General features: G+C 67.2%; 20 protein-coding genes. 6 read left to right on the top strand and 14 right to left on the bottom strand.

Going from position 1 to position 19777, the window contains the following annotated elements:
- From ACLJOU_RS15020 to ACLJOU_RS15010, 3 genes are all read right to left on the bottom strand, one after another.
- Positions 1–1059: an AAA family ATPase gene (locus ACLJOU_RS15020; RefSeq protein WP_410567695.1), complete on the bottom strand. Its 1059-nt coding sequence runs from the start codon at positions 1057–1059 to the stop codon at positions 1–3.
- The gene (locus ACLJOU_RS15015; protein WP_410567693.1) at positions 1037–2524 is read right to left on the bottom strand and encodes an effector-associated domain 2-containing protein; all 1488 of its coding nucleotides are present in this window, start codon (positions 2522–2524) and stop codon (positions 1037–1039) included. Before ACLJOU_RS15015 ends, ACLJOU_RS15020 begins: the two co-directional genes overlap by 23 nt.
- Before the next feature lie 91 nt (positions 2525–2615).
- A complete protein-coding gene (locus ACLJOU_RS15010) occupies positions 2616–3560 on the bottom strand; it encodes an effector-associated domain 2-containing protein (RefSeq protein ID WP_410567691.1) in 945 nt (314 codons plus the stop codon).
- Between the two features lie 90 nt (positions 3561–3650).
- On the opposite strand from ACLJOU_RS15010, the gene ACLJOU_RS15005 reads away from it, so the two are divergent.
- On the top strand, positions 3651–4856 hold the full coding sequence (locus ACLJOU_RS15005) for a low temperature requirement protein A (RefSeq protein WP_410567689.1): 1206 nt from the start codon (positions 3651–3653) through the stop codon (positions 4854–4856).
- Here the strand turns inward: ACLJOU_RS15005 and ACLJOU_RS15000 are convergent.
- Positions 4851–5675 (bottom strand): helix-turn-helix transcriptional regulator, encoded by an 825-nt coding sequence (locus ACLJOU_RS15000; RefSeq protein WP_410567687.1) that lies wholly within the window; start codon positions 5673–5675, stop codon positions 4851–4853. The genes ACLJOU_RS15005 and ACLJOU_RS15000 overlap by 6 nt on opposite strands.
- A 100-nt stretch (positions 5676–5775) precedes the next feature.
- Between ACLJOU_RS15000 and ACLJOU_RS14995 the strand changes: the two genes are divergently transcribed.
- The 3 genes from ACLJOU_RS14995 (at position 5776) to ACLJOU_RS14985 (ending at position 9193) form a co-directional block, all read left to right on the top strand.
- The gene (locus ACLJOU_RS14995) at positions 5776–6579 is read left to right on the top strand and encodes an SDR family NAD(P)-dependent oxidoreductase (RefSeq protein WP_410567685.1); all 804 of its coding nucleotides are present in this window, start codon (positions 5776–5778) and stop codon (positions 6577–6579) included.
- Positions 6580–6676: 97 nt separating this feature from the next.
- On the top strand, positions 6677–7972 hold the full coding sequence (locus tag ACLJOU_RS14990; protein WP_410568330.1) for an acyl-CoA dehydrogenase family protein: 1296 nt from the start codon (positions 6677–6679) through the stop codon (positions 7970–7972).
- 18 nt (positions 7973–7990) lie between these two features.
- Entirely contained in the window at positions 7991–9193 is a 1203-nt protein-coding gene (locus tag ACLJOU_RS14985) for an acyl-CoA dehydrogenase family protein (RefSeq protein WP_410567683.1), read from the top strand.
- A gap of 91 nt (positions 9194–9284) precedes the next feature.
- Here the strand turns inward: ACLJOU_RS14985 and ACLJOU_RS14980 are convergent, their stop codons facing one another.
- The 9 genes from ACLJOU_RS14980 to ACLJOU_RS14940 all read right to left on the bottom strand — a co-directional run bounded on the left by ACLJOU_RS14980 (position 9285) and on the right by ACLJOU_RS14940 (position 16407).
- The gene (locus tag ACLJOU_RS14980; RefSeq protein ID WP_410567681.1) at positions 9285–10535 is read right to left on the bottom strand and encodes a tyrosine-type recombinase/integrase; all 1251 of its coding nucleotides are present in this window, start codon (positions 10533–10535) and stop codon (positions 9285–9287) included.
- Positions 10535–10723, bottom strand: coding sequence for a helix-turn-helix transcriptional regulator (locus ACLJOU_RS14975; RefSeq protein ID WP_206790218.1), 189 nt, complete (start codon positions 10721–10723; stop codon positions 10535–10537). The genes ACLJOU_RS14980 and ACLJOU_RS14975 overlap by 1 nt, the downstream gene beginning before the upstream one ends.
- A gap of 14 nt (positions 10724–10737) precedes the next feature.
- Positions 10738–12333: a replication initiator gene (locus ACLJOU_RS14970; RefSeq protein WP_410567679.1), complete on the bottom strand. Its 1596-nt coding sequence runs from the start codon at positions 12331–12333 to the stop codon at positions 10738–10740.
- Positions 12333–12719 carry a hypothetical protein gene (locus tag ACLJOU_RS14965; protein WP_410567677.1) on the bottom strand — a complete coding sequence of 129 codons (387 nt, stop codon included), beginning with the start codon at positions 12717–12719 and terminating at the stop codon, positions 12333–12335. The genes ACLJOU_RS14970 and ACLJOU_RS14965 overlap by 1 nt, the downstream gene beginning before the upstream one ends.
- The gene (locus ACLJOU_RS14960) at positions 12716–14269 is read right to left on the bottom strand and encodes an FtsK/SpoIIIE domain-containing protein (RefSeq protein WP_410567676.1); all 1554 of its coding nucleotides are present in this window, start codon (positions 14267–14269) and stop codon (positions 12716–12718) included. The genes ACLJOU_RS14965 and ACLJOU_RS14960 overlap by 4 nt, the downstream gene beginning before the upstream one ends.
- A gap of 324 nt (positions 14270–14593) precedes the next feature.
- On the bottom strand, positions 14594–15160 hold the full coding sequence (locus tag ACLJOU_RS14955) for an AMED_5909 family protein (protein WP_410567674.1): 567 nt from the start codon (positions 15158–15160) through the stop codon (positions 14594–14596).
- A complete protein-coding gene (locus ACLJOU_RS14950; protein WP_410567672.1) occupies positions 15135–15416 on the bottom strand; it encodes a hypothetical protein in 282 nt (93 codons plus the stop codon). Before ACLJOU_RS14950 ends, ACLJOU_RS14955 begins: the two co-directional genes overlap by 26 nt.
- Positions 15417–15704: 288 nt before the next feature.
- Positions 15705–16160, bottom strand: coding sequence for a hypothetical protein (locus ACLJOU_RS14945; protein WP_410567670.1), 456 nt, complete (start codon positions 16158–16160; stop codon positions 15705–15707).
- Between the two features lie 19 nt (positions 16161–16179).
- Positions 16180–16407 (bottom strand): hypothetical protein, encoded by a 228-nt coding sequence (locus tag ACLJOU_RS14940; RefSeq protein WP_410567669.1) that lies wholly within the window; start codon positions 16405–16407, stop codon positions 16180–16182.
- A gap of 236 nt (positions 16408–16643) precedes the next feature.
- Here ACLJOU_RS14940 and ACLJOU_RS14935 point away from each other — a divergent pair, with 236 nt between their 5' ends.
- Positions 16644–17387 carry a DUF5919 domain-containing protein gene (locus tag ACLJOU_RS14935; protein WP_410567667.1) on the top strand — a complete coding sequence of 248 codons (744 nt, stop codon included), beginning with the start codon at positions 16644–16646 and terminating at the stop codon, positions 17385–17387.
- 8 nt (positions 17388–17395) lie between these two features.
- Positions 17396–17866 carry an NUDIX hydrolase gene (locus ACLJOU_RS14930; RefSeq protein ID WP_410567665.1) on the top strand — a complete coding sequence of 157 codons (471 nt, stop codon included), beginning with the start codon at positions 17396–17398 and terminating at the stop codon, positions 17864–17866.
- A 3-nt stretch (positions 17867–17869) separates the two neighbouring features.
- On the opposite strand, the gene ACLJOU_RS14925 is transcribed toward ACLJOU_RS14930, so the two are convergent.
- Positions 17870–19378, bottom strand: coding sequence for a P-loop ATPase, Sll1717 family (locus ACLJOU_RS14925; RefSeq protein ID WP_410567663.1), 1509 nt, complete (start codon positions 19376–19378; stop codon positions 17870–17872).
- Between the last annotated feature and the right edge of the window lie 399 nt (positions 19379–19777).

Below are 19777 nucleotides of genomic sequence, written 5' to 3'. Positions count from 1 at the left end.
TCAGTTTCCCTGCTGGTTCAACTGCTGCCAGAGGGCGTCGACCAGGCCCGGCCAGCCCGGGTCATCGGGTTCGTAAGCGCCGGAGGTGGCCAGGAAGATCGCGTCGAGCAGTTTGTCCGCCGGCAGTCCCCCGAGAGCCGCGCGCCGGGCGACGAAGTCCTCGATCAGCACGGCGCGGTGATCGGGGTCGAGCGCGTGGGCGGCGACGATGGCGGCCAGCTGCGCCGGATCCGGGTCCTTCATCTCCAGGCGCAGGCACCTGCGCAGGAAGGCGGGCGGGAAGTCGCGCTCTCCGTTGCTCGTGATGACGACGATGGGGAACGCCGAGCAGCGGACCACGCCGTTCTCGATCTGCGCCGTGTAACCGGGATCCGCGGTGAACACCTCGGCGACCGGCGAGCGCCGGGCGTCCCGGGCCAGCTCCGGGATGAGGAACTCGCCGTCCTCGAAGATCGACAGCAGGTCGTGGGGCAGATCGGACTCGGCCTTGTCGAGCTCGTCGACCAGCAGGACCCGGGGTAGGTGTCGCGGGAGGAACGCGGTCCCGAGTTCCCGCAGCCGGACGAAGTCGCCGATCGGCGGCTCTTCCGCACCGGTTCCGCCAGGACCCGCGTGACGCGCGGCCGATGCCTGGACACGACCGATGGCGTCATAGTCGTAAAGGCCGGATCTCAAAGTGGTCTGCGACGTGATCGACCAGCGGAGCACGCGGCCCAGGCGCAGTTCGCGGGAGATCCGGTAGGCGAGGCTGGACTTGCCGCTGCCGGGTTTCCCCGTCACCAGGAGCGGGCGGCGCAGGTACAGCGCGGCGTTGACCATGTCGACTTCGGCGCGGTTGGGCCGGACCGAGCCGTAACGCCGTTCGGAGCCCAGGCGCCGGCCGGTCTCGGCCTCGTCCTGTGGCACATCGACCGCGAGCGGCTCTCCGTCCCGCCGGAAGTCGCGCCACGGCGGCGGCGGGGGCAGCCGGTCGGCGAGGTGCATGTCGTGCAGCGGATCGCCGGTGCCCCGGTAGATCCACCACTCCGGCGTGCGGTCAGGAAGCTCGGTCGCGCTCATCGGCGCCCCCTCCGCCGGCCGGCCCGGTTCCGCCGTCGCCCAGGGGGAGCATGCGGTTCGGATCGTCCCACAGCACCACCAAATCCCCTATGACATCGCCATCCGGGGACGACGACCGATTCCGAAGTGCGTCCAGCCGATGCTTTCGGGTCAGCGCGGGCAGATTTCCCAGCCCCCCGTCACCGGCCATCCACATTACCACCTCGCGTACGACTTCCGAAGAGGCCGTGGGGTGCCAGACGATGACCGGCAATCCGGCCCGCAATGCGGCGAAAAACTCGTCGCGGCCCGGTTCCGGCTCGGGGGGCGGACTTTCGGTCAGCACCGTCATCAGCCACTTCTCGTCGCTGAGAATGGCGTCGAGGTGGTGCCGATCTTCGGTGTCGCCGCGGTCGCAGAAATACACTCGTTCGCAGGATGGTTCCCGGCTCCAGGACGCCCACCTCCGCCGCCAGACGCGGTGCGAGCGCCGCGAACTCATCCGTTCCAGTGAACGGATGACGGTCGGGTAGGCCAGGTACAACGGCTGCGGCACACCGAAGTCACGCTCGGTGCTCCACGTGTGCACGGGAAGATCCAGCAATGCCCGGGGAAGCACGAATTCCAGGAGGACCTCCGCGTCGCTTTCCGCCCACGCCTCCTCCGCCGCCGAGATCAGTCTCGCAACTTCGTCCTCAAGGGCCGCCGAGGTCGCCGTAACCGATTCCCCCCTAGGCGGCGGCCACTCACCGGCGTGGTCCTGACGCCAGTGCGAGATCTCGTAACGGTCCTCGTCGACGAGGTCGGGACTGATCACGATGGTCAGGTGCAACGGACCGGAGGCCGGTGGTACTACATGATTGCGAAGTTCGCGAAGCGCATCGTCGAGCAACAACCGGTGCGCCTGGCCGTCGGCCCATTCGTGCAGTTGTGCGGCCAGCCGTTCCTCGCATTCGGCCGCGAGCAGTTCGGCGAACGCCACCACCGGAGGCAGCTCTCCTGGCGCGGCGTTGAAGTCGGCAAGGCCGAAGAAGGCCTCGGCGGCGTCCGCGTACTGCGGTACCGGCGAGATGTGCCGGGCAGCGCGGCGCACGGCCGTGCGCAACCCCGGTGGCGAGAATCCGTCGAGCAGCCGCCGGATTCGTTCTTGATCGGTGTCCGATACCACATCACGCAATGGCAGGGAATCCACCAAAGCGCGGAATTCCGCGCATTCTTTGGTCCCCGGACGGAGGAACTCCAGGACATCCGCCAGCACCGGCAGCCCGTCTTCGAGCACGCAGCAACCGTTGACGATTTCGATCAGCTGGGTACGTGCGTCCAGCTGGTCCGGCACCGTGAACGGATTGTCGAGCGCCCTGCGCAACTCCGCGACCATCAGGGTGCGGATCGATTTGTCGTCGGCGAAACCGGCAACCACCAGCACATCGACGAGTGCCCGACGAGTCATGAGGCCGATGTGGGAGCGCCCTTGCCTGGTCAACACCGGCGTACCACCTCCCCGCCGCCCCGTGCCCCGAAGATCGCGAGTCTACCTATCGGTGGCTTTGCGAAAAGGGGCAAAAGGCGGACAACTGTCAACGAACCCCAAGGGTGGATCGGCTCGTGATCACCGTTTCGAGCCGCTCGATCTCCGGGGAACCGGGGTCGAGCAGGCGTACGGCGGCGAGCAGCTCCGCCAGCCCGCCGTCGTACCGTTCGCACGTGCGCGCGAGTTCGATCACGTGCAGCCGGTCTTCGGACTGGTGCCGGACCGCGTCGGCGATCTCCCGGCGGGAGAACATTCCCAACAGGAGCCGGCGGCTTTCCGCGTCCCGCACGCATTCGACAGCCAGCAGTGCCTCCACCAGAGCGCCGAACGACGCGGCCGTCATGGCGGCCGGCTTCGTGACCGGAGCGGCGAACTCCTGGCCGGGTGCACCCAAGAGGCGCAGCCAGGCTTCGGTCTTCGTTTCCTTGACCTGCACCGGAATCCGGCGGTAGGAAGCGGCGTCGGCGGCCGGGTCCGCGCGGACCACGTCCTCGTAAAACGAATTCGACACGATCAGGACCATCGCCGCGCCCGAGTCCTTCAGGGCCTTCTTCGCCGCCGGCTCGTCCAAAAGGCGGAACGCGAAACTGTTCGCGTCGCTGACTGTTCCGTGGCTGCCCTGGTAGACCTCGCCCGCGTGCAGGGCCACCCGGAGGCGGACGTTCGCCTCCTCCGCGTGCACCGCGTTGTACCGGCGCAGCTCCGCCAGCATGCGGTCGGGCAGCTGGGCCACCAGATCCGCCTTCGCCACTTCCGGCGGCAGGTGGATCATCGCGCCGTCGCCGGTGTTCTCCCGGAACAGCACGTCCCAGGGGATGCCCGCCTCGGCGAACGCCGTGCGCATCAGGTCCCAGAACCCCTCGTGGACGACCAGCCGGTGCGCCGTCGTCCGCCTGGGGTCGTTGTAGCCGGCGATGTCCACCGCCATGATCGTCTTGTGGTGCGCGGCCGCATAGGAATGCACGACCCACCTCCCCACGTCCTCGCTCATTGTCCCAGACCCATGCACGCTCGGCCATGTTCGCGTAGAGCGTTACGCGTAAACCGGACCTTCTTGACCTTGTTTCGTCCATAATTCGTCGTGCCCACGACACGCCTGCACCTGGTGAGCGCGGATGAGGACCACCGCGTCTCGACCATCGAGCTCTTCTTCGACCTCGTCTTCGTCTACGCCATCACCCAAGTCACGCAGCTGATGGCCGACCACCTGAGCCTCGTCGGTGTCGGGCAGGGGGTGGCCATGCTCGCCGTCCTGTGGTGGTGCTGGTGCTCCTACGCCTGGCTCGGGACCACCATCCACGTCGACCACGGGGTCGCGCGGCCGGCCATGTTCGGGGCCATGGCCGTCATGTTCCTCGTGTCGCTGACCATCCCCGAGGCCTTCGTCGATCACCCCGGCGGGCTGTACGCGCCCGCGCTGTTCGTCGGCTGCTACGCGCTCGTGCGGCTGCTGCACCTCGTTGCCTACTTCGGGGCCGCGCAGCACGATCCCGCCCTGCAGAAGGTGCTGCTCAAGATGTTCGTCGGGCTGCTGCCGAGCGTCGTCCTGCTCGGCGTGGCCGCGTTCCTGAGCGGGCCCTGGCAGCTCGGGTTGTGGGTCGTCGCCTTGGGAATCGACTACCTCAACGTCTACCTCAGCGGACCGGAGGGCTGGCGGCTCAACTCGCCCGCGCACTTCGCCGAGCGGTTCGGGCTCATCGTGATCATCGCGCTCGGCGAATCGATCGTCGCGATCGGCATCGGGATCGGCGCGCTGCCGATGTCGTGGCTGGTCGCGGGGGCGGCCGTGTGCGGTCTCGCGCTGGCCGCCGGGATGTGGTGGACCTACTTCGACGTCGTCGCGCGCGTGTCCGAGCACCGACTGGCCCAGGCCACCGGTGTCGAACGGGCGAAGCTCGCCACCGACTCCTACACGTTCCTGCACCTGCCGCTGATCGCCGGGATCGTGCTGGTCGCCCTCGGCCTGAAGAAAGCCTTCCTCTACATCGCCGACACCGAGCACCACTCTCCCGGCGAAGCCCTGCACGGCGTCCCCATCTGGACGCTCACCGGCGGCCTCGCGCTCTACCTGATCGCGCTGAGCGCCCTGCGCAAGCGCAACCTCGGCAGCTGGAACGTCCAGCGGCTGGTCCTCGGCGTGCTCCTGGTCGCGGCGACGCCGGTGCTGGAGCACGTGCCCGCCGCCGTGCTGCTGCTCGTCGCGGCCGGGCTCGTGCTCGGGCTCATCACCTTCGAGCGGCTGCGGTTCGGCCAGTGGCGGCGGCAGGTGCACGCCGAACACTCATAGCAACTCGGGGCCGACGACCGACAGCAGCTGCAGCTTCTCCGCGTCCTCGGTCCCGGGCGTGGCCGTGAACACCAGCAGCACCTGGCCGAGGTCGTCGGTGAAGAGCAGCTGGCAGTCGAGCGCGATCTCGCCGAGGCTCGGGTGCACGATCGTCTTGCGCCGCTCGAACGGCACCGCGACCTCGTGCGCTTCCCACAGCTTCGCGAACTCCGTGCTCTTCGCGGTCAGCAGCCGCGCCAGCTCGGTGGCCCGGGGGTCGGTCGCGCTGGCGGCCCGCAGCTTCGCCACCAGGAAACGGGCGTGGCTCGCGCGATCGGGGGCCGGGTAGATCCGCTGCTCCGCCGGGTCGGTGAACCACCGGTAGACGGCGCTGCGCGCGGGCCCGCGGTGGCCGGTCTCCGTGCCGAGCAGGGCTTCGGCCGGGCGGTTCTGCACGAGCGTCTCGCCGAGGTTCGACATCACCTGCGCGGGCGTGTCGTGCAGCCGGTCCAGCACGCGCATCAGGGCCGGGCTGACGTGGTCCGCGCGCGACACCCGCGTCGGTGCGGTGTGGCCGGCCAGCCGGAACAGGTGGTCGCGCTCGTCCAGGGTCAGCCGCAGGCCGCGAGCGAGCGAGGTGAGCAGCTGTTCCGACGGCCGCGGCCCGCGCTGCTGCTCGAGCCGCGTGTAGTAGTCCGCCGACATGCCCGACAGGGCCGCGACCTCCTCGCGCCGCAGCCCGGACGTGCGGCGGCGCTGGCCCGGCGGCAGCCCGACGTCGTCCGGGCGCAGGGCCTCACGGCGGCGGCGCAGGAAGTCGGCGAGTCCGGTGCGGTCCACGTCCTCGATTATCGGCGCCTGCCCGGCCGGTGCCAGGGATCGCCGATCCCCCGATCGGCGCGCTCTGCCGCGCCCGTCCCGGCGCGGCGACGCTGAGCGCATGACCACTTACCTCGTCACCGGGGCCGGCGGCGGCCTCGGCGCCATCACCGCCCGCGAACTCGCCGCCACCGGCGCCCGCGTCGTGCTCGCCGTCCGCGACCCCGCCCGCGTCACGCCGCCGCCGGGCGACACCGAGGTCCGGCGGCTCGACCTGGCCGACCTGGCCTCGGTGCGCGCGTTCGCGGCCGGCTGGGCGGGCGAGCTCGACGTCCTGATCAACAACGCCGGCGTGATGGCCGTGCCGTACGCGAAGACCGCCGACGGCTTCGAGACCCACATGGCCGTCAACCACTTCGGCCCGTTCCTGCTGACGAACCTGCTCCTGCCGCACGTCACCGGCCGGGTGGTGACGGTCTCGTCGAACCTGGCGCGGCGGGGCGAACTCCGGCTCGACGACCTGGACTGGGCGCACCGCCGGTACTCGGCGCTGGGGGCGTACAACCAGTCGAAGCTGGCGAACCTGCTGTTCACGCACGAACTGCAGCGGCGGCTCACCGAGGCCGGGCGGGACACGCTCGCCGTCGCGGCACACCCGGGCGTCGCGCGGACCGGGCTCGACCGGCACTACCGCGGGGTGCGCGCCGCCGTCCTGAAAACGCTTTACCCGGTGATCGCGCAGAAGAAGCCCGAGTACGGTGCCCGGCCGATCCTGTTCGCCGCGACCGGGGACGTCCCGGGCGGCGCCTACGTCGGACCCGGCGACCGGTCGGGTGGCCCGCCGAAGCTCGAACGGCAGCGCAGCGTGGACAGCGACCTGGCCCGCCGGTTGTGGGAGGTGTCGGCCCGGCTCACGCGGTGCTGAACCCCGCACTGGCGCGATCCCGCCCGCCGGGTTAACCTACTCGCGAGTAGGTAACGGGATGGAGGGCCACATGGCTGCGCCAAGGAAACGGGACGCGATGGGCTGGGGCCTGTCCGCGCTGACCCGGCTGGCCGGGAGCAAGGTCGTCGAGCGAGCCGGGCTGCGCAAGCCCCTCGAAGGCCTGGTCACCGCGGGAACGCGCAACGGCTTCCGCGTCGCCGGCGCGGCGAGCCGGTCGTTCAAGTCCGTGCAGAAGCTCGGGAAGCCCGCCCGGCTCGCGCCGGCGACCGACACCGGGCTGTTCGACCTCACGCCGAGCGAGGACCAGCAGCTCATCGTCGAGACGGTGACCGAGTTCGCCGCCGAGCAGCTGCGGCCGGCCGCCGCGGACGCCGACGCCAAGCTCGAGGCGCCCGAGGGCCTGCTGAGCCGGGCCGCCGAGCTGGGCATCAGCCTGGTCGGCATCCCCGAGGAGCTCGGCGGCGTCGGCACCGAACGCTCGGTGGTGACCAACGCGCTCGTCGCGGAAGCCCTGGCGCACGGCGACCTGGGCCTGGCCGTGGCCGTGCTCGCGCCGTCGGCGGTGAGCACCGCGCTGGTCAGCTGGGGCGACGAGCAGCAGCAGGCCGACTACCTGCCCGCGTTCGTCGGCGAGCACGTCCCGGCCGCCGCACTGGCGCTGCAGGAGCAGAAGGCGCTGTACGACCCCTTCAAGCCGGCGACGAAGGCGCGCCGCACCCCCAAGGGTTACCAGCTCGACGGCGTGAAGGCGCTGGTCCCGCGGGCGGCTCAGGCGGAGCTGTTCATCGTGTCGGCCGACCTCGAAGGCCGCGGTCCGGCGCTGTTCCTCGTCGAGTCGTCGAGCGCCGGGGTGTCCATCGAGGCCGAGCCGGCGATGGGCCTGCGCGGCGCCGCGACCGGCAAGCTGCACCTGGAACAGGTCAACCTGCCCGCCGGCGCGCTGCTCGGCGGCGGCAAGGCGGACGTCTTCGCCGACGTCGTCCGGCTGTCGCGGCTGGGCTGGGCGGCGCTGGCCGCCGGCACCGCGAAGGCCGTCCTCGACTACGTCGTCCCCTACGTCAACGAGCGGGTGGCGTTCGGCGAGCCGATCAGCCACCGGCAGGCGGTCGCCTTCGCCGTCGCCGACATCGCGATCGAGCTGGAGGGCCTGCGGCTGGTCACGCTGCGCGCCGCGGCGCGGGCCGAGCAGGGCAAGCCCTACGCCCGCGAGGTCGCGCTGGCGCGGAAACTGGCCACGGACAAGGGCATGCAGATCGGCAGCGCGGGCGTGCAGCTGCTCGGCGGGCACGGCTTCGTCAAGGAGCACCCGGTCGAGCGCTGGTACCGGGACCTGCGGGCCATCGGCGTCATGGAAGGCGCCGTCCTTCTCTAGGCTTCGGAAAGGCAAGTCATGATCAACCTGGAAGTCCCCAAGAAGGCCGGCGCGCTGATCAACCAGGCGTACCAGGCCGCGGCCGAGGTGTTCCGGCCGATCTCGCGCAAGTACGACCGCGCGGAACACACGTACCCGACCGAGCTGGACATGTTCGCGGCGCTGCTGGACGGGCTCAACTCGTCGGGCGAGGGCGGCGCGGGCGCGGCGGGCGTCCGGCGCTCCGGCCCCGAGAAGGAGAAGGGCAACCGCAACGGCGCCAACCTGAACGTCGTCCTCGGCACGATCGAAATGTGCTGGGGCGACGTCGGCCTGCTGCTCTCGATGCCGCGCCAGGGCCTGGGCAACGCGGCGATCAGCTCGGTGGCCACGGACGAGCAGCTCGAGCGGTTCTCCGGCATGTGGGCGGCGATGGCGATCACGGAGCCGGGCTTCGGGTCGGACTCGGCGGCGGTCAGCACGACGGCCCGGCTCGACGGCGACCACTACGTGTTGAACGGCGAGAAGATCTTCGTGACGTCGGGCGAGCGCGCGGACGCGGTGGTCGTCTGGGCGACGCTGGACAAGTCCAAGGGCCGAGCGGCGATCAAGTCGTTCGTGGTGGAGAAGGGCACGCCGGGCTTCGAGGTGGTGCGCACGGAGCACAAGCTCGGCATCCGCGCCTCCGACACGGCGGTGCTGCGCTTCGAGAATTGCCGCGTCCCTCGCGAGAACCTGCTGGGCTCGCCGGAGATCGACACGAAAAAGGGTTTCGCGGGCGTCATGCAGACGTTCGACAACACCCGCCCGCTGGTGGCGGCGATGGCGATCGGCGTGGCCCGCGCGGCCCTGGACGAGACGCGCGAAATCCTGACGTCCGCGGGTATCACGATCGACTACGACCGCCCGGCGAACAGCCAGCACGCGGCGGCGGCGGAGTTCCTGCGCCTGGAGGCCGACTACGAGTCGGCGTACCTGCTGACGCTGGAATCGGCGTGGATGGCGGACAACCGCAAGCCGAACTCCCTGCAGGCGTCGATGGCGAAGGCCAAGGCGGGCCGCTCGGTGGTGGAGATCGCGCTGAAGTGCGTCGAGCTGACCGGGGCGTACAGCGAGGAGTCGCTGCTCGAGAAGTGGGCGCGGGACGCGAAGATCCTGGACATCTTCGAGGGGACCCAGCAGATTCAGCAGCTCATCGTGGCCCGCCGGATTCTTGGGAAGACGTCGGCTGAGTTGAAGTAGTTGTGACGTAACGGAAAGCCGCCCGGTCGCTTGCCCTTCTCAGGGCTGTGCGTCCGGGCGGCTTTCGTGTCGGTGGGGACCGGTTTCATGATCAGGCCGCCTCCAGGCCGTCATCAAGGGCAGGCCGCCCGAACACCGCGTCGACCGCCTCACGCGCCCGCTGGTGGCTCGACGGGACGAGGTGCGTGTACGTCCGGAGCGTGAAGCCCGGGTCCGCGTGCCCAAGGTAGTCCGCCAGCTCCGTAATCGACACCGCACGGGCCAGGAGCGTCGAGGCGTAGAAGTGACGGAGCGCATGCATCCCGTCCGCTCGACCTCGGTACTTGATCCCGGCCGTCCGGAACGCTCCGTGCCAGACAACCTTCGTGAACAGGTCTCCGGAGTACAGCCGGCCACCTTCCCCGGTCATCAGCAGCCGCGCCGTCACCGGATCACCGTCCGCGCTCTGCCAGGGCAGCGTCACGGCCACGGACGGGAACCGATCCTCGTGGTCGTCGATCTCGGCCAGCATGGCGGCCGACAGCGGGATGGTTCGCTCCTTGCCACGCTTGGGGAGCGCGAACATCATCACTCCCCTGACTGTTTTGATCTGCCGACGAATCCGCACGGTCATGGCCGTCCGGTCGACGTCATCCGGCGAGAAGCCCAGAATCTCACCCTGCCGCAGCCCGAAGCCAGCACCGAGCGGAACCGCGATCTTGAACCGCTCCGCCAGCCCCGACCGCACAGCCTGAACGCGTTCTTCCGGCCACACGACGATTGGCGGGCTACTGGCGACCGGGCGCCTCACAGTCTTCGCGTGGCACGGGTTCTCCCGAATCCGGCGGTCATCCACGGCCGAATCCATCACGCCGGAGACGGTGTTGAACAAGACCGCCTGATAGTTATCCGAGAGCTTCCGCTCTTCCATCGAGCCGACCCAGTCACGAATGGTCGACGGCTTGATCTGCCCGACCTTCTTGGTCTCGAAGACCGGGTAGATCTGGCTTTCGAGCCGACTGAGGATGGTCGACCGCGTGCCCGGGTCCGGCGACTGGCTCTTCAACCAGCTCTCCGCCTGCTGGCGAAACGTCGTCATCGAGGCCCGCGGATCGATGTACTTGTCTTCGCGCTTGTCGGACTCGACGCCGATGAGGAAGTCCTCAGCGCGCTTCTTCTGCTTGTCTGCGAACGACTTCGAGCGTTCGTTGTTGTCCGGATCGAGGTAGCGGACTTTGTACCGCAGCCCGATGCCGTACAGCTCCGACCGTTCCATGACGGGCTTGCCCCGCGCGTTGAGGATGACCTTCCCGGTCACCGCATCCCGCGCGGGGCGAAACCAGCGGTCTTGAATGTGCCCCATCAGGCCGCCTCCGCATCGACCCAGGCGCGCAGCTTGGCCGGGTCATAGCGCAGGTGCCGGCCGATCTTCTTCACCGGCGGACCCTCGCCGCGCCATTTCCACTGGTAGAGCGTCTTCACCGGGACGCCGAGGTAGTCGGAGACGTCCTCGACGGTCCAGAGCCGATCGATGTTGCTGACGTTGTTCATTGCTCCCCCTTTGATCAGGCCGCGAGTCCAGTTGCCGAAGTTTCTGGAGGTCTCTCCGCCGCGAGTAGCGCCCGGTCGTACTCGGCCTTCCACGTGATCCGTTCCGCGATGGCGCGCATGACGAGGTGCGGCCGGGGCGGGACCTGCGGGTCGCCGGGCTCGACCTTGCGCCAGACCTGCTGTGACCGGTCGACCTCCGGCTTCTCGATTCCGACCGCCGCGAGCGCCTGGAGCACGAAGGCCCGCCGGTCGGCCTTGTGGTCGACGAGCGTCTTGCCCGACCACTTCCGGGAGACCAGGACACGACGGCCGGGCAGCCCGAGCGTGGTCCGGCGGTGAGCCCGGCCCTTGCAGTGACCCGGGGTGGTCTTGCCCGTGACGCCCTTGGGCTGGACGCCGTAGAGCAGCCAGACCGCGCAGCGCGGCGAACACGGCGTGACCGACAGCTCAGCATGGAGCCGGTCGTGGTGATCGGCTTGGGCCGCGCTGTCCGCCTCGACCACCTCGCCGGTGGACTTGGTGAGGTACTTAGTCAGGTAGCCGATGTGACGGCCGGCCTCTTCGGTGCCGCCGAGGATGCCCTTCGAATGCACCTGCCGCCCGAACGTGACGACGTGCGCCGGTTGCTCGACGGCCTCCACCGCGTCGTCCCACCGGGTCAGCGGCCGACGCGTCTCCGGATCGACGAAGCCGGCCTCCGGGCCGTCCCAGACCGGCCGCCGGTCGACGTAAACCATCTCGTCATGCGCCGGCCACCAGACCTGGTGATAGGTCGCTTCGGTGACCTGCCGGATCACGTCGTGCGGCACTGAACCCCGGATCGCGGTATGCAGATGCGGAGCGGCCCGACGCTGCGGCTCGACCGTGGCGAAGTACTGCGCGTCCCACCCGACGACCCGCCGGAGGTTCTGCCACCACCGGTCAACCAGCGCGGAGAAGTGCACCGCATCCCGTGCGGCCCGCCGGTAGTCATACCGAAACGGGTCGACCGGCGAGCCGTCACCGCGGACCGGGCCGTAGGTGTCGCAGGTCAACGTCACGAACATGGACGGCCGGAAGCGTCCGGCGTACTCGCGTCCGACCGTGGTCTTCGCGACCTTCCGCCGAGGCAGGTTCGGCGCATCCTGCCGACGCTTCGTCGACCGCTTCACGGCCCGCTTGGTCGGCACGTCGAGGGCAGGCAGCCGGCCCCGCATTCCGAGTTGCCGAAGTTCCGCGTCGACCCCGCCGACCTCCTCCCGCAACTCTTCGGCTTCGGCCTGGTCGTGCTCGACCACCTCCCGATACGCCGCCACCAGGTCAGCGCGGTAAGTCAGCAGCTCCTTGTGGTCCTCCGAGGACGGCTCGGCGGTGAGGGTGGGCTCTTCGGTCAGGTGCCAGCCCTCGCGACACTGGGCCTGCCGAAGCGCCTTTGCCTTCCGAGCGCACGGCAGGCACACCGACTCGACGGTAGATCCGCACGGGACCGGGACGTAACGGAGTTCGCCGGTCGTGGTGTCGCCGACCTCCATCGTGAACGGGCGAACGCAGACACCGTGCTTCTCCGCCGTCGCCCGGATCACGTCCGCAGCCAGCGGAGCCCGCATCCGCTCGGCACGTGTCTCGCTCATCAGGCCGCCACCTCCCCCGGCGTCGACCAGCCACGCAGCAGGTACACCGGCATGTCCTGCTTCGCCCCGACCGGGAGGTCCGGGAACGTGCTCGGCTCGAACCGGACCACGCCGAACACCAGGACCGGAATGCCGCACGGCGTCCGGCCGGTGATCGAGATGTGCACCCACTTGCCGTCGCACAGCCGCCACAGCCGGGCCGAGACGTCCTCGAGCGTCTGTGCCCAGACCAACAATGCCCGCGAGACTGCAGCCAGGCCGTCCACGTCGAGTTGGACGGTGATCGGGCTGGACCAGGCGTTGACGTCCACTGACGCGGCCGGCGGCAACTGGTAGGAGTCGAGGTGATCGCGGATGGCGTCGAGGAAGATCATCAGCCGGTTCACGCGGCCACCCCCTCACCACCGTGTCGCAGATCCGCGACACCCCCGTTGGTCACGTACGCCTCCAGCGCCTTCACGGTGCTGTCGGAGACCCACCCGGCCCGGATGCGCAGCGGCTCACGGATGCCCTCGCCCCACACGTAGCCCACGCCAGCCTCGGAGTCACCGATCCGGTTCGCCCACGCCCCCCGCTCGTACGCGCCGTCCCCGAGGACCATCCCGACGTGCGTCTTCGAGGTCACGCGCAGGCACACGCGCCGGGTGAACAGCTCTCTAACGGGCACGGTGTCCTTGGTGGGCTCCTGGACGTAGCCACGGACCGAGATGCCGAGCGCCCGCCCCTGTGTCGTGAGCAGAGCAACGCGCTCCACAATGGCCTCACGGGTCTTGCGGTCGGTGTACTTGGTCAGCGCGCCGATTTCGTCGAACTCCAGCAGCTCCAACGGATACTCCGTCGACACAGGAATCGTGCGGAGCCGCCCGGCGAACGCGCGCTTGCGGGATTCCATCTCCTCGACCATGCCGTCAAGCAGCTCGACCGCGTCCTTCCCATCAACCGCGTACCGGGCGAAGATGCCGCGCCCGTAGGCCAGTTCCATGCCCTTCGGGTCGATGCCGGACATGCGCACCACCCCAGCCCGGATCGCCGGAGCGGCCGCCACCAGCGGGCACCACATCACCGAGTTCTTGCCTGCACCCGACGCACCGGCAGTCAGGCAGTGCGCACCCGAGCCCAACAGCGGCACCCGCCAGTCACGCCCGTACTCAGTCCGCCCCGCCCAGACACTGCGTAGATCCACACCGGTCGAGTCGACGCCGTCCGGGACCTGAGGACCGGCGACACCACCGGCGAGGAGGTCACGGCGCTGAAAGTCGATCGACACGACGTTGGGTGCCAGTTCGCGGACCTGGCAGCGAGCGACTTTGCGGGCGACGGCCAAGGCACGGGCGGCCTCGTCGAAGTCCTCGGGCTTCTGGCCGGCCACGAGTTCAACTCGAACCTCGTCCCAGGAGGCACCGGAGCGGACGCGGAGCACCTTCGGGATACGGGCGTTCGGTCGGTTCGACGTGGAGCGGGAGAGGGCGCGTCGGCGGCCGACGAGGTTCACGTTCACCACGACCGGCAACGCCTCGTCCCGCACCGAGAGACCGCACGCGTGCAGCCAGCCCGGCAGCTTCCGCCCGTAGACCACCCACCGTGCCCACCAGGAACGCACGAACCGCCAGCACCACTGATCGAACGAGACCGAGCCGATCGCCCACCACACCAGCAGGACGACCGCGACGCTACCCAGGATCAGCACGAGTGAGAGCCAGCCGAACAGTTCGCACCAGGCGTAGACCGCGACCACAGCGAGGCTGGTCCGCCACCGGGTTACGACCTGCGCGAGCATCCACATCACGGCCTTGCACAGCCACCACAGAGCCACGAACACGACGGCTGCCGCAGCCAGGGCTTCCAGGATCGAGGCCAGTGCGCGGCCGATCTTGTGCAGCACCCATACCCCGAGCCCCAGTCCTGCCAGGGCCACTAGCGCGAAGCCGGCCGACATCACCGACCACCCCGCTTGATCCGCAGGTCTAGCGGCAGCATCCCCAGGCAGGGAGCGCACTTGGTCTCCCCAGGCAGCAGGCGCGTGAACTTCTTGCATTCCGCGCAGCGCATCCGGGTGACCCCGGTTGACTGGCGTCGGTCATCATCATTTATCGTTCGCATTGTTCACTTCTCCAGTGGACAGACGCAGAACCGGCGAAAAGGTTGGTAGCCAGGAACCGGTTCTGCGTTCTTAAGGATCATTGCGAGTACATGAGGACGCGTTTATCCGTCGCACGTCCTCACGTGCGAAATTTTCGATATCCAGTTCTTCGGAAGCTTGCTACTGCCCAGAAGCGTCCGTATGCCCCCGCAGAGCCAGCAGGGCGAACACAACGCGATCTTCGCCCAATGCATCGGCCAGAGCAGCGATCACGTGCAGCGACCCCGGGTGGCGCGATCCCGTCTCAATCGCCTGCAAGGTCGACTTGCTGATCTTCACGCGCGCCGCGACGGCCGAGAGGCTCAACGACCTCCGTTCCCGCGCCGCTCGCAGGTACGCGCCGAATTCGACATCCGGCAGCGGCGGAAGCTGTTCTTTACTCAGCCGTGCCGCCGGAGTGATAGGGGCACCTGTGGGGTCTACCCCCTCCCGTCCGTAATCCGATTTCCACTCAGGCTTCTTGGTCAAGCTCTCCACTTCGCGCCGCTCTCGGTCAGACCAGTAGAGCGCTTCGTGGTGGTGTCCTCGGTCGAGATCGGCTACGGCCCGATACATCCGCGCGTTCGCCCGCCGAAACGCCACCCACGCCGACACCGGCGCGTCACGTCCCGGCATTCGCGCATACGCATCCTCATGCGCCTCCTGCAACGTCCGGGGCGCACTAGCCTTCACCGTTGCCGTTCCCATCACGGCCGCCCGGAACCGCCGTGCGAGCCGTCAGCAGCGCCGCCAGGTCGTCCACTCCGTCGCGGAGCCGGAGAAGGAAAGCCACGCACGCCGGCCACTGGCCCAGATCCGTCGGCAACGCGAGGGAAACCACGGTTCCGCCGGTCACGACCAGCATCGGCGGGCAGCCCGGATGGGGGCCGGTCTCCTCCACCGCCACCGAGTCCCCTGGCTCCACTGTCCACGTCACGCCGAACCCGTCGACCCGAAGCACCATCACCGTCTGCCTTACTCGCCCAATCCTGTGCCAGCTCAGCGAACCCTTCGGCCGCCGACTCCAACGCCGCGATACACCACCACGGCAGACCACGCGTCCGCGCCAACTCCTGCCACGCCTGCGCCACCCGCCGAGCCGCATTCGACGCGTTCAGCGACGACGACGGCGAGAACACCCGACGCCCGTGCTCCCACGCCTGCATGTACTCGCGGTACGCCAACTCCCACGTCTGGACCAGCACACCGAACGCCGCAGCATCCCGAACCGGCCCAGACGTCCTCACGCCGCTCACGCCGCCTTGGCCGCAGCTTCGCCAGCCGTGGCGGAGCGCCCCGACTTCGCACCACTGCCGGCCACCTTGAAGCCCGTCGCACGGAAGGCGTAGGACTGGTACTTGAACTCACCCTGCCCAGCCACCTTCGGCTCAGCCGTCAGCCCCTCCAGCTCGATCGGCCGCATCCCCGGCAACGCCTCCGACGTCGTCGGCACCGGCTGCACATCGGCCAGCAACGTGATTTCGAACGAAGCACGCTTCGCCCGCGTCTCCGCCGGGTCGGTGACCATCACCTTCCACTGCCGCTTACCCGTCACCTCATCCACCCGCTGCCGCGCCGCGCGGTTCGCAGCCCGGTCCTCACGCGACTGATACTCGTTGTCCGGCGACACGTCGCCCACCATCACCAAGCCCTGCGGAAACGCGTCATCGAAGTCGATCCCGAACCGGTGTCCCTTTTCGATAGCCATGCTGAATCCCTTGCGTCGTCTATTGGTTGGTTACTTCAGGCGGCTCTCCGCCTCGTGCCGCTGCGGCGTCCAGTGCCGCGCTCACCTCGTCCAGTTCCCTCCGCAGTACGGCGATGGCGTCGGAGTCCACGAGCAGGACCACCGGGAACGCCTTGCCGAACCGGACTTCCGCGCGGTTTGCGTACGTCAGCGCCGTGACACGAATGGGCAGATCAGCCGTGACGTGGATCTGAACCGTGTCGCGCATGCCACGCCGCGCCTACGCCGCACGTCGGCGAGGTACCGCCCGCTTGTCCAAACCAGCCAGCCGGACGGCGGTTGCAATGGTCACGCCTACCTCCTCGATGTCCTGGCACCAGGCCTGCCCCGGCAACCTGACACCCAGACTCTGCCAAAAGGCGGGACGTGATCACCACGTGGCGGGACATCTCGGGACGTCCCTGGTACCGTCGAAGACGTCCCTACACGTCCCAAGGGGTGACGATGCCGAACGAACGCCTGCGTGACGCGCTGCTGCGCAACGGCCTGACGTTGGAGCAGGTCGCCAAGGCCGTCGGGGTCGATCAGAAGACCGTCGAGCGCTGGATCACCAAGAACCGGACGCCCTACCCCAAGCACCGGCACAAGATCGCCGCCATGGCGCGCGAGTCAGAGACCTACCTGTGGCCGGACTCCGTAGCCCCCGAGCGCAAGGCCGAAACGGCCGCCGCCGAGCTTGTGCAGGTCTTCCCGCACCGCAACGCCGTCCCCGTCGAGCTGTGGGACCGGCTGATCAAAGAAGCATCGGAGACCGTCGAGATCCTGGTCCATGCGGCGTTGTTCCTGGTAGAACGCCCGCGGTTCATCAAGGACCTGACAGCCAAGGCAGCGGCCGGCGCTCGCATCCGGCTCGTGTTCGGAGACCCCGAAGGCGACAGCGTCGCCCTGCGCGGCGAGGAAGAGCAGCTCGGCGAAGGGACACTCGCGGCGCGCATCCGCAACGCGCTGGCGTCCTACCGGCCACTGGTCGGCGTCGACGGGGTCGAGATGCGATTCCACAACACGACGCTCTACAACTCGATCTTCCGCTTCGACGACGAAATGATCATCAACACGCACGTATACGGGTTCCAGGGAGCCCACGCCCCGTCCCTCCACCTGCGGAGACTGTCCGCCGGGGACCTCTTCGAGACCTACTCAGAGAGCTTCGAATCAGTCTGGAACCTCGCCAAGCCAGCCACCTTCTAGGAGGCCGCATGACCCGAATCGACTACTACAACGACCCGAACGCACCCAAGGCCAACAGCATCGCGGTAGCAGTCTCGGCGTTCATCCAGGACGACGAAGGCCGAATCCTAATGATCAGGCGCACGGACAACGACCTGTACTCCATCCCGGGCGGCCAGCTGGAGCTCGGCGAAACTCTGGCTGAGGCTGCAGTCCGAGAGGTCCGCGAGGAGACCGGCATCGAGTGCGAAGTCACCGCGGTGATTGGCTTGTACTCGGACCCAAAGCATGTCATCGCCTACGACGACGGCGAAGTCCGCCAAGAGTTCTCGATTTGCTTCCGCGCTGCCGCAACAGGTGGCACCCTGCAAACCAGCAACGAGAGCAAGGAGGTCGCCTGGGTTGCACTGGGAGATCTGCCGCATCTTAATATACACAAATCCATTGCTTTGAGAATTAAGCACGCCCTCTCTTCGAGAAATGAAGCTTTTTTCACTTAATCGTCAGTCCGGCGGGTTTCGCTTTGGCTCACGCATTCCCAAATAGCTTCTAAACATGGGGTGAACTTGGAAGGTCTGAATTCCAGAAAGACTAAGGCTCACGACTTGATACGGCCCCAAGTACGCGCTGCCACTACGCCTCCGCCCCTTGATGCCACCAACAGCTCTCGCCCTCAGGAAACCAACTCTCCACAGAATCTCGATCAACGACTCCGGATCAAGCGGAGCCAGCCACTCCTGAGCACTCTCACCAGTCGGCACGTCACCGCAGATAATCTCAAGGCACAGGTACTCCAAGTCACTTCGCGAGAAGGTATAGATGCGACCACGAAAAGCGTCCAGCACCCCCAAGAGACCTGGGTACTGAAATCTGTATTCCGAGGCAATATCTTCAGTTCGATCTTCAGAATACGATTTTTCGGCCGTTGTAACAGTTGAGTAATTCAACGGCGGACTTGAGCCGTCCTCGACCGCGCTCTCAATCACCTGGGTCGAAAACTGGATGATCTCGCGAGGTCTATATAAAGTTCTGTCGACGAGATAGTTGAAAGACTTGCTCCGCCGATAATCTAAGGCCTCGGAGAAGATCGAAGACCAGACCTCCGTGTCGTCTCCAGACTCAAGACGAGGTATGGAGTTTCTAATCCTTTTCGCCATCAGGCTGAGCAGACCCGACTCGGTCCACGTGATTGTTTCAATCAAATCCCTATACTTCTGCGCATCGTCATATAGTGCCGGAATATTGTCATACAACTCCTGACGCAGTGACATGTACACGCGCAGATTAGGCGAGAAAAGGTTAATTTGAACACAAGCTTGAAAGAGTCCAGCAACGAACGACTGGGCATCCTCAGATGAATCCCAACCCTTGTCCAACTCGTCGACTAGGACAATTACTTTTTTATCCCCAAGTACTTCATTTAACTTCGGAAGCAGGTGATTGATCTCTTCAAGCTTGTATAGCTTTTCGAGCGCACGAGTCTTTAGTGAGCCTTCGAGATTTCCAAGCTTGACGCCTTCGAGGCGTTTTATGTATGACACCAAGGCGGAAAGCTTGCTCATATTTGGATCGTAATGATTGTCTCGAATGTACCGATGAATATCGCCCATAGCACCGCGCTTCGGACGAGTCGTCTTGCTGCAGACAATCTTCATCACTTGCACATAGATTAGGTACTTCCATCCGGCGGCATATGCGCCATACTTTGCCCACGCACCCGATTCCTCAGTGGCAAGCGTCGACTTGAGGAGCTCGTAGGAGTAATCCTCAGGAGCCAACTCAATAACATGAGCGCCCTGATCACGACCACGCTTCGCCATCATCTGAAAGATGGCACTCTTGCCCACACCCCTATTGCCAAGGATGATCGTTTTTGCGCCCTGTTCAACCCTCTTGAAAGCTTCAGACTCGACGAAGTATCGCTCTAAGCCTTTGTGAATATCTCGCTCAGCGGCCGGAGCACCCAAGTCGATCTTTGTAAGGTCTAGAGGATGAACAGCTTCGGGCGTCATGCGCTTCCTTCGGGTACTCGGATTGCCGAACTTAGCTCTATGGGATCAAGGGCGCGCCGCCTGTAGCGGCGCGTCGGTCGCGCAAGGAGCCCCTCACCTGGGCGGCCGCATCCGCTTCCGACACGGCGGGCTGCCGCTCCGCTTCGCCCGCCGGTCGGGCGGTGCGGCCGCCAGCGGGTCGGCCGGCCCAGCGCCGCAAGGCAGCAGCGCATGTGTCCTCTGAGCCAACATCGACCTCCCTCTACAAGTAGGTATGACGGACGGGTCGCTCGTGACTCGATCTCTGTTACGCACCGTCGTAGGGGACCTCCATCCCGACGCCGGATCGTGACAACGGCCGGTAGCACCGCGTCAAGACGGTGAAGCGTGTCTTGACCCGGCACCACCGGCCGCGTGCTG

This window comes from Amycolatopsis sp. cmx-4-61, from assembly GCF_046548775.1.
GTDB lineage: Bacteria > Actinomycetota > Actinomycetes > Mycobacteriales > Pseudonocardiaceae > Amycolatopsis.
This window is presented reverse-complemented; position numbering and strand designations above follow the sequence as displayed.

Bases quoted from the DNA above. Each gene is read 5' to 3' on its own strand.
- ACLJOU_RS14930 (WP_410567665.1), top strand. From the start codon at position 17,396: ATGACCCGAATCGACTACTACAACGACCCGAACGCACCCAAGGCCAAC.
- ACLJOU_RS14955 (WP_410567674.1), bottom strand. From the start codon at position 15,160: ATGGGAACGGCAACGGTGAAGGCTAGTGCGCCCCGGACGTTGCAGGAG.
- ACLJOU_RS14940 (WP_410567669.1), bottom strand. From the start codon at position 16,407: ATGCGCGACACGGTTCAGATCCACGTCACGGCTGATCTGCCCATTCGT.
- ACLJOU_RS15020 (WP_410567695.1), bottom strand. From the start codon at position 1,059: ATGAGCGCGACCGAGCTTCCTGACCGCACGCCGGAGTGGTGGATCTAC.
- ACLJOU_RS14985 (WP_410567683.1), top strand. From the start codon at position 7,991: ATGATCAACCTGGAAGTCCCCAAGAAGGCCGGCGCGCTGATCAACCAG.
- ACLJOU_RS14925 (WP_410567663.1), bottom strand. From the start codon at position 19,378: ATGACGCCCGAAGCTGTTCATCCTCTAGACCTTACAAAGATCGACTTG.
- ACLJOU_RS14935 (WP_410567667.1), top strand. From the start codon at position 16,644: ATGCCGAACGAACGCCTGCGTGACGCGCTGCTGCGCAACGGCCTGACG.
- ACLJOU_RS14990 (WP_410568330.1), top strand. From the start codon at position 6,677: ATGGGCTGGGGCCTGTCCGCGCTGACCCGGCTGGCCGGGAGCAAGGTC.
- ACLJOU_RS14995 (WP_410567685.1), top strand. From the start codon at position 5,776: ATGACCACTTACCTCGTCACCGGGGCCGGCGGCGGCCTCGGCGCCATC.
- ACLJOU_RS14980 (WP_410567681.1), bottom strand. From the start codon at position 10,535: ATGGGGCACATTCAAGACCGCTGGTTTCGCCCCGCGCGGGATGCGGTG.
- ACLJOU_RS14975 (WP_206790218.1), bottom strand. From the start codon at position 10,723: ATGAACAACGTCAGCAACATCGATCGGCTCTGGACCGTCGAGGACGTC.
- ACLJOU_RS14960 (WP_410567676.1), bottom strand. From the start codon at position 14,269: ATGTCGGCCGGCTTCGCGCTAGTGGCCCTGGCAGGACTGGGGCTCGGG.
- ACLJOU_RS15010 (WP_410567691.1), bottom strand. From the start codon at position 3,560: ATGAGCGAGGACGTGGGGAGGTGGGTCGTGCATTCCTATGCGGCCGCG.
- ACLJOU_RS14945 (WP_410567670.1), bottom strand. From the start codon at position 16,160: ATGGCTATCGAAAAGGGACACCGGTTCGGGATCGACTTCGATGACGCG.
- ACLJOU_RS14950 (WP_410567672.1), bottom strand. From the start codon at position 15,416: ATGGTGCTTCGGGTCGACGGGTTCGGCGTGACGTGGACAGTGGAGCCA.
- ACLJOU_RS14970 (WP_410567679.1), bottom strand. From the start codon at position 12,333: ATGAGCGAGACACGTGCCGAGCGGATGCGGGCTCCGCTGGCTGCGGAC.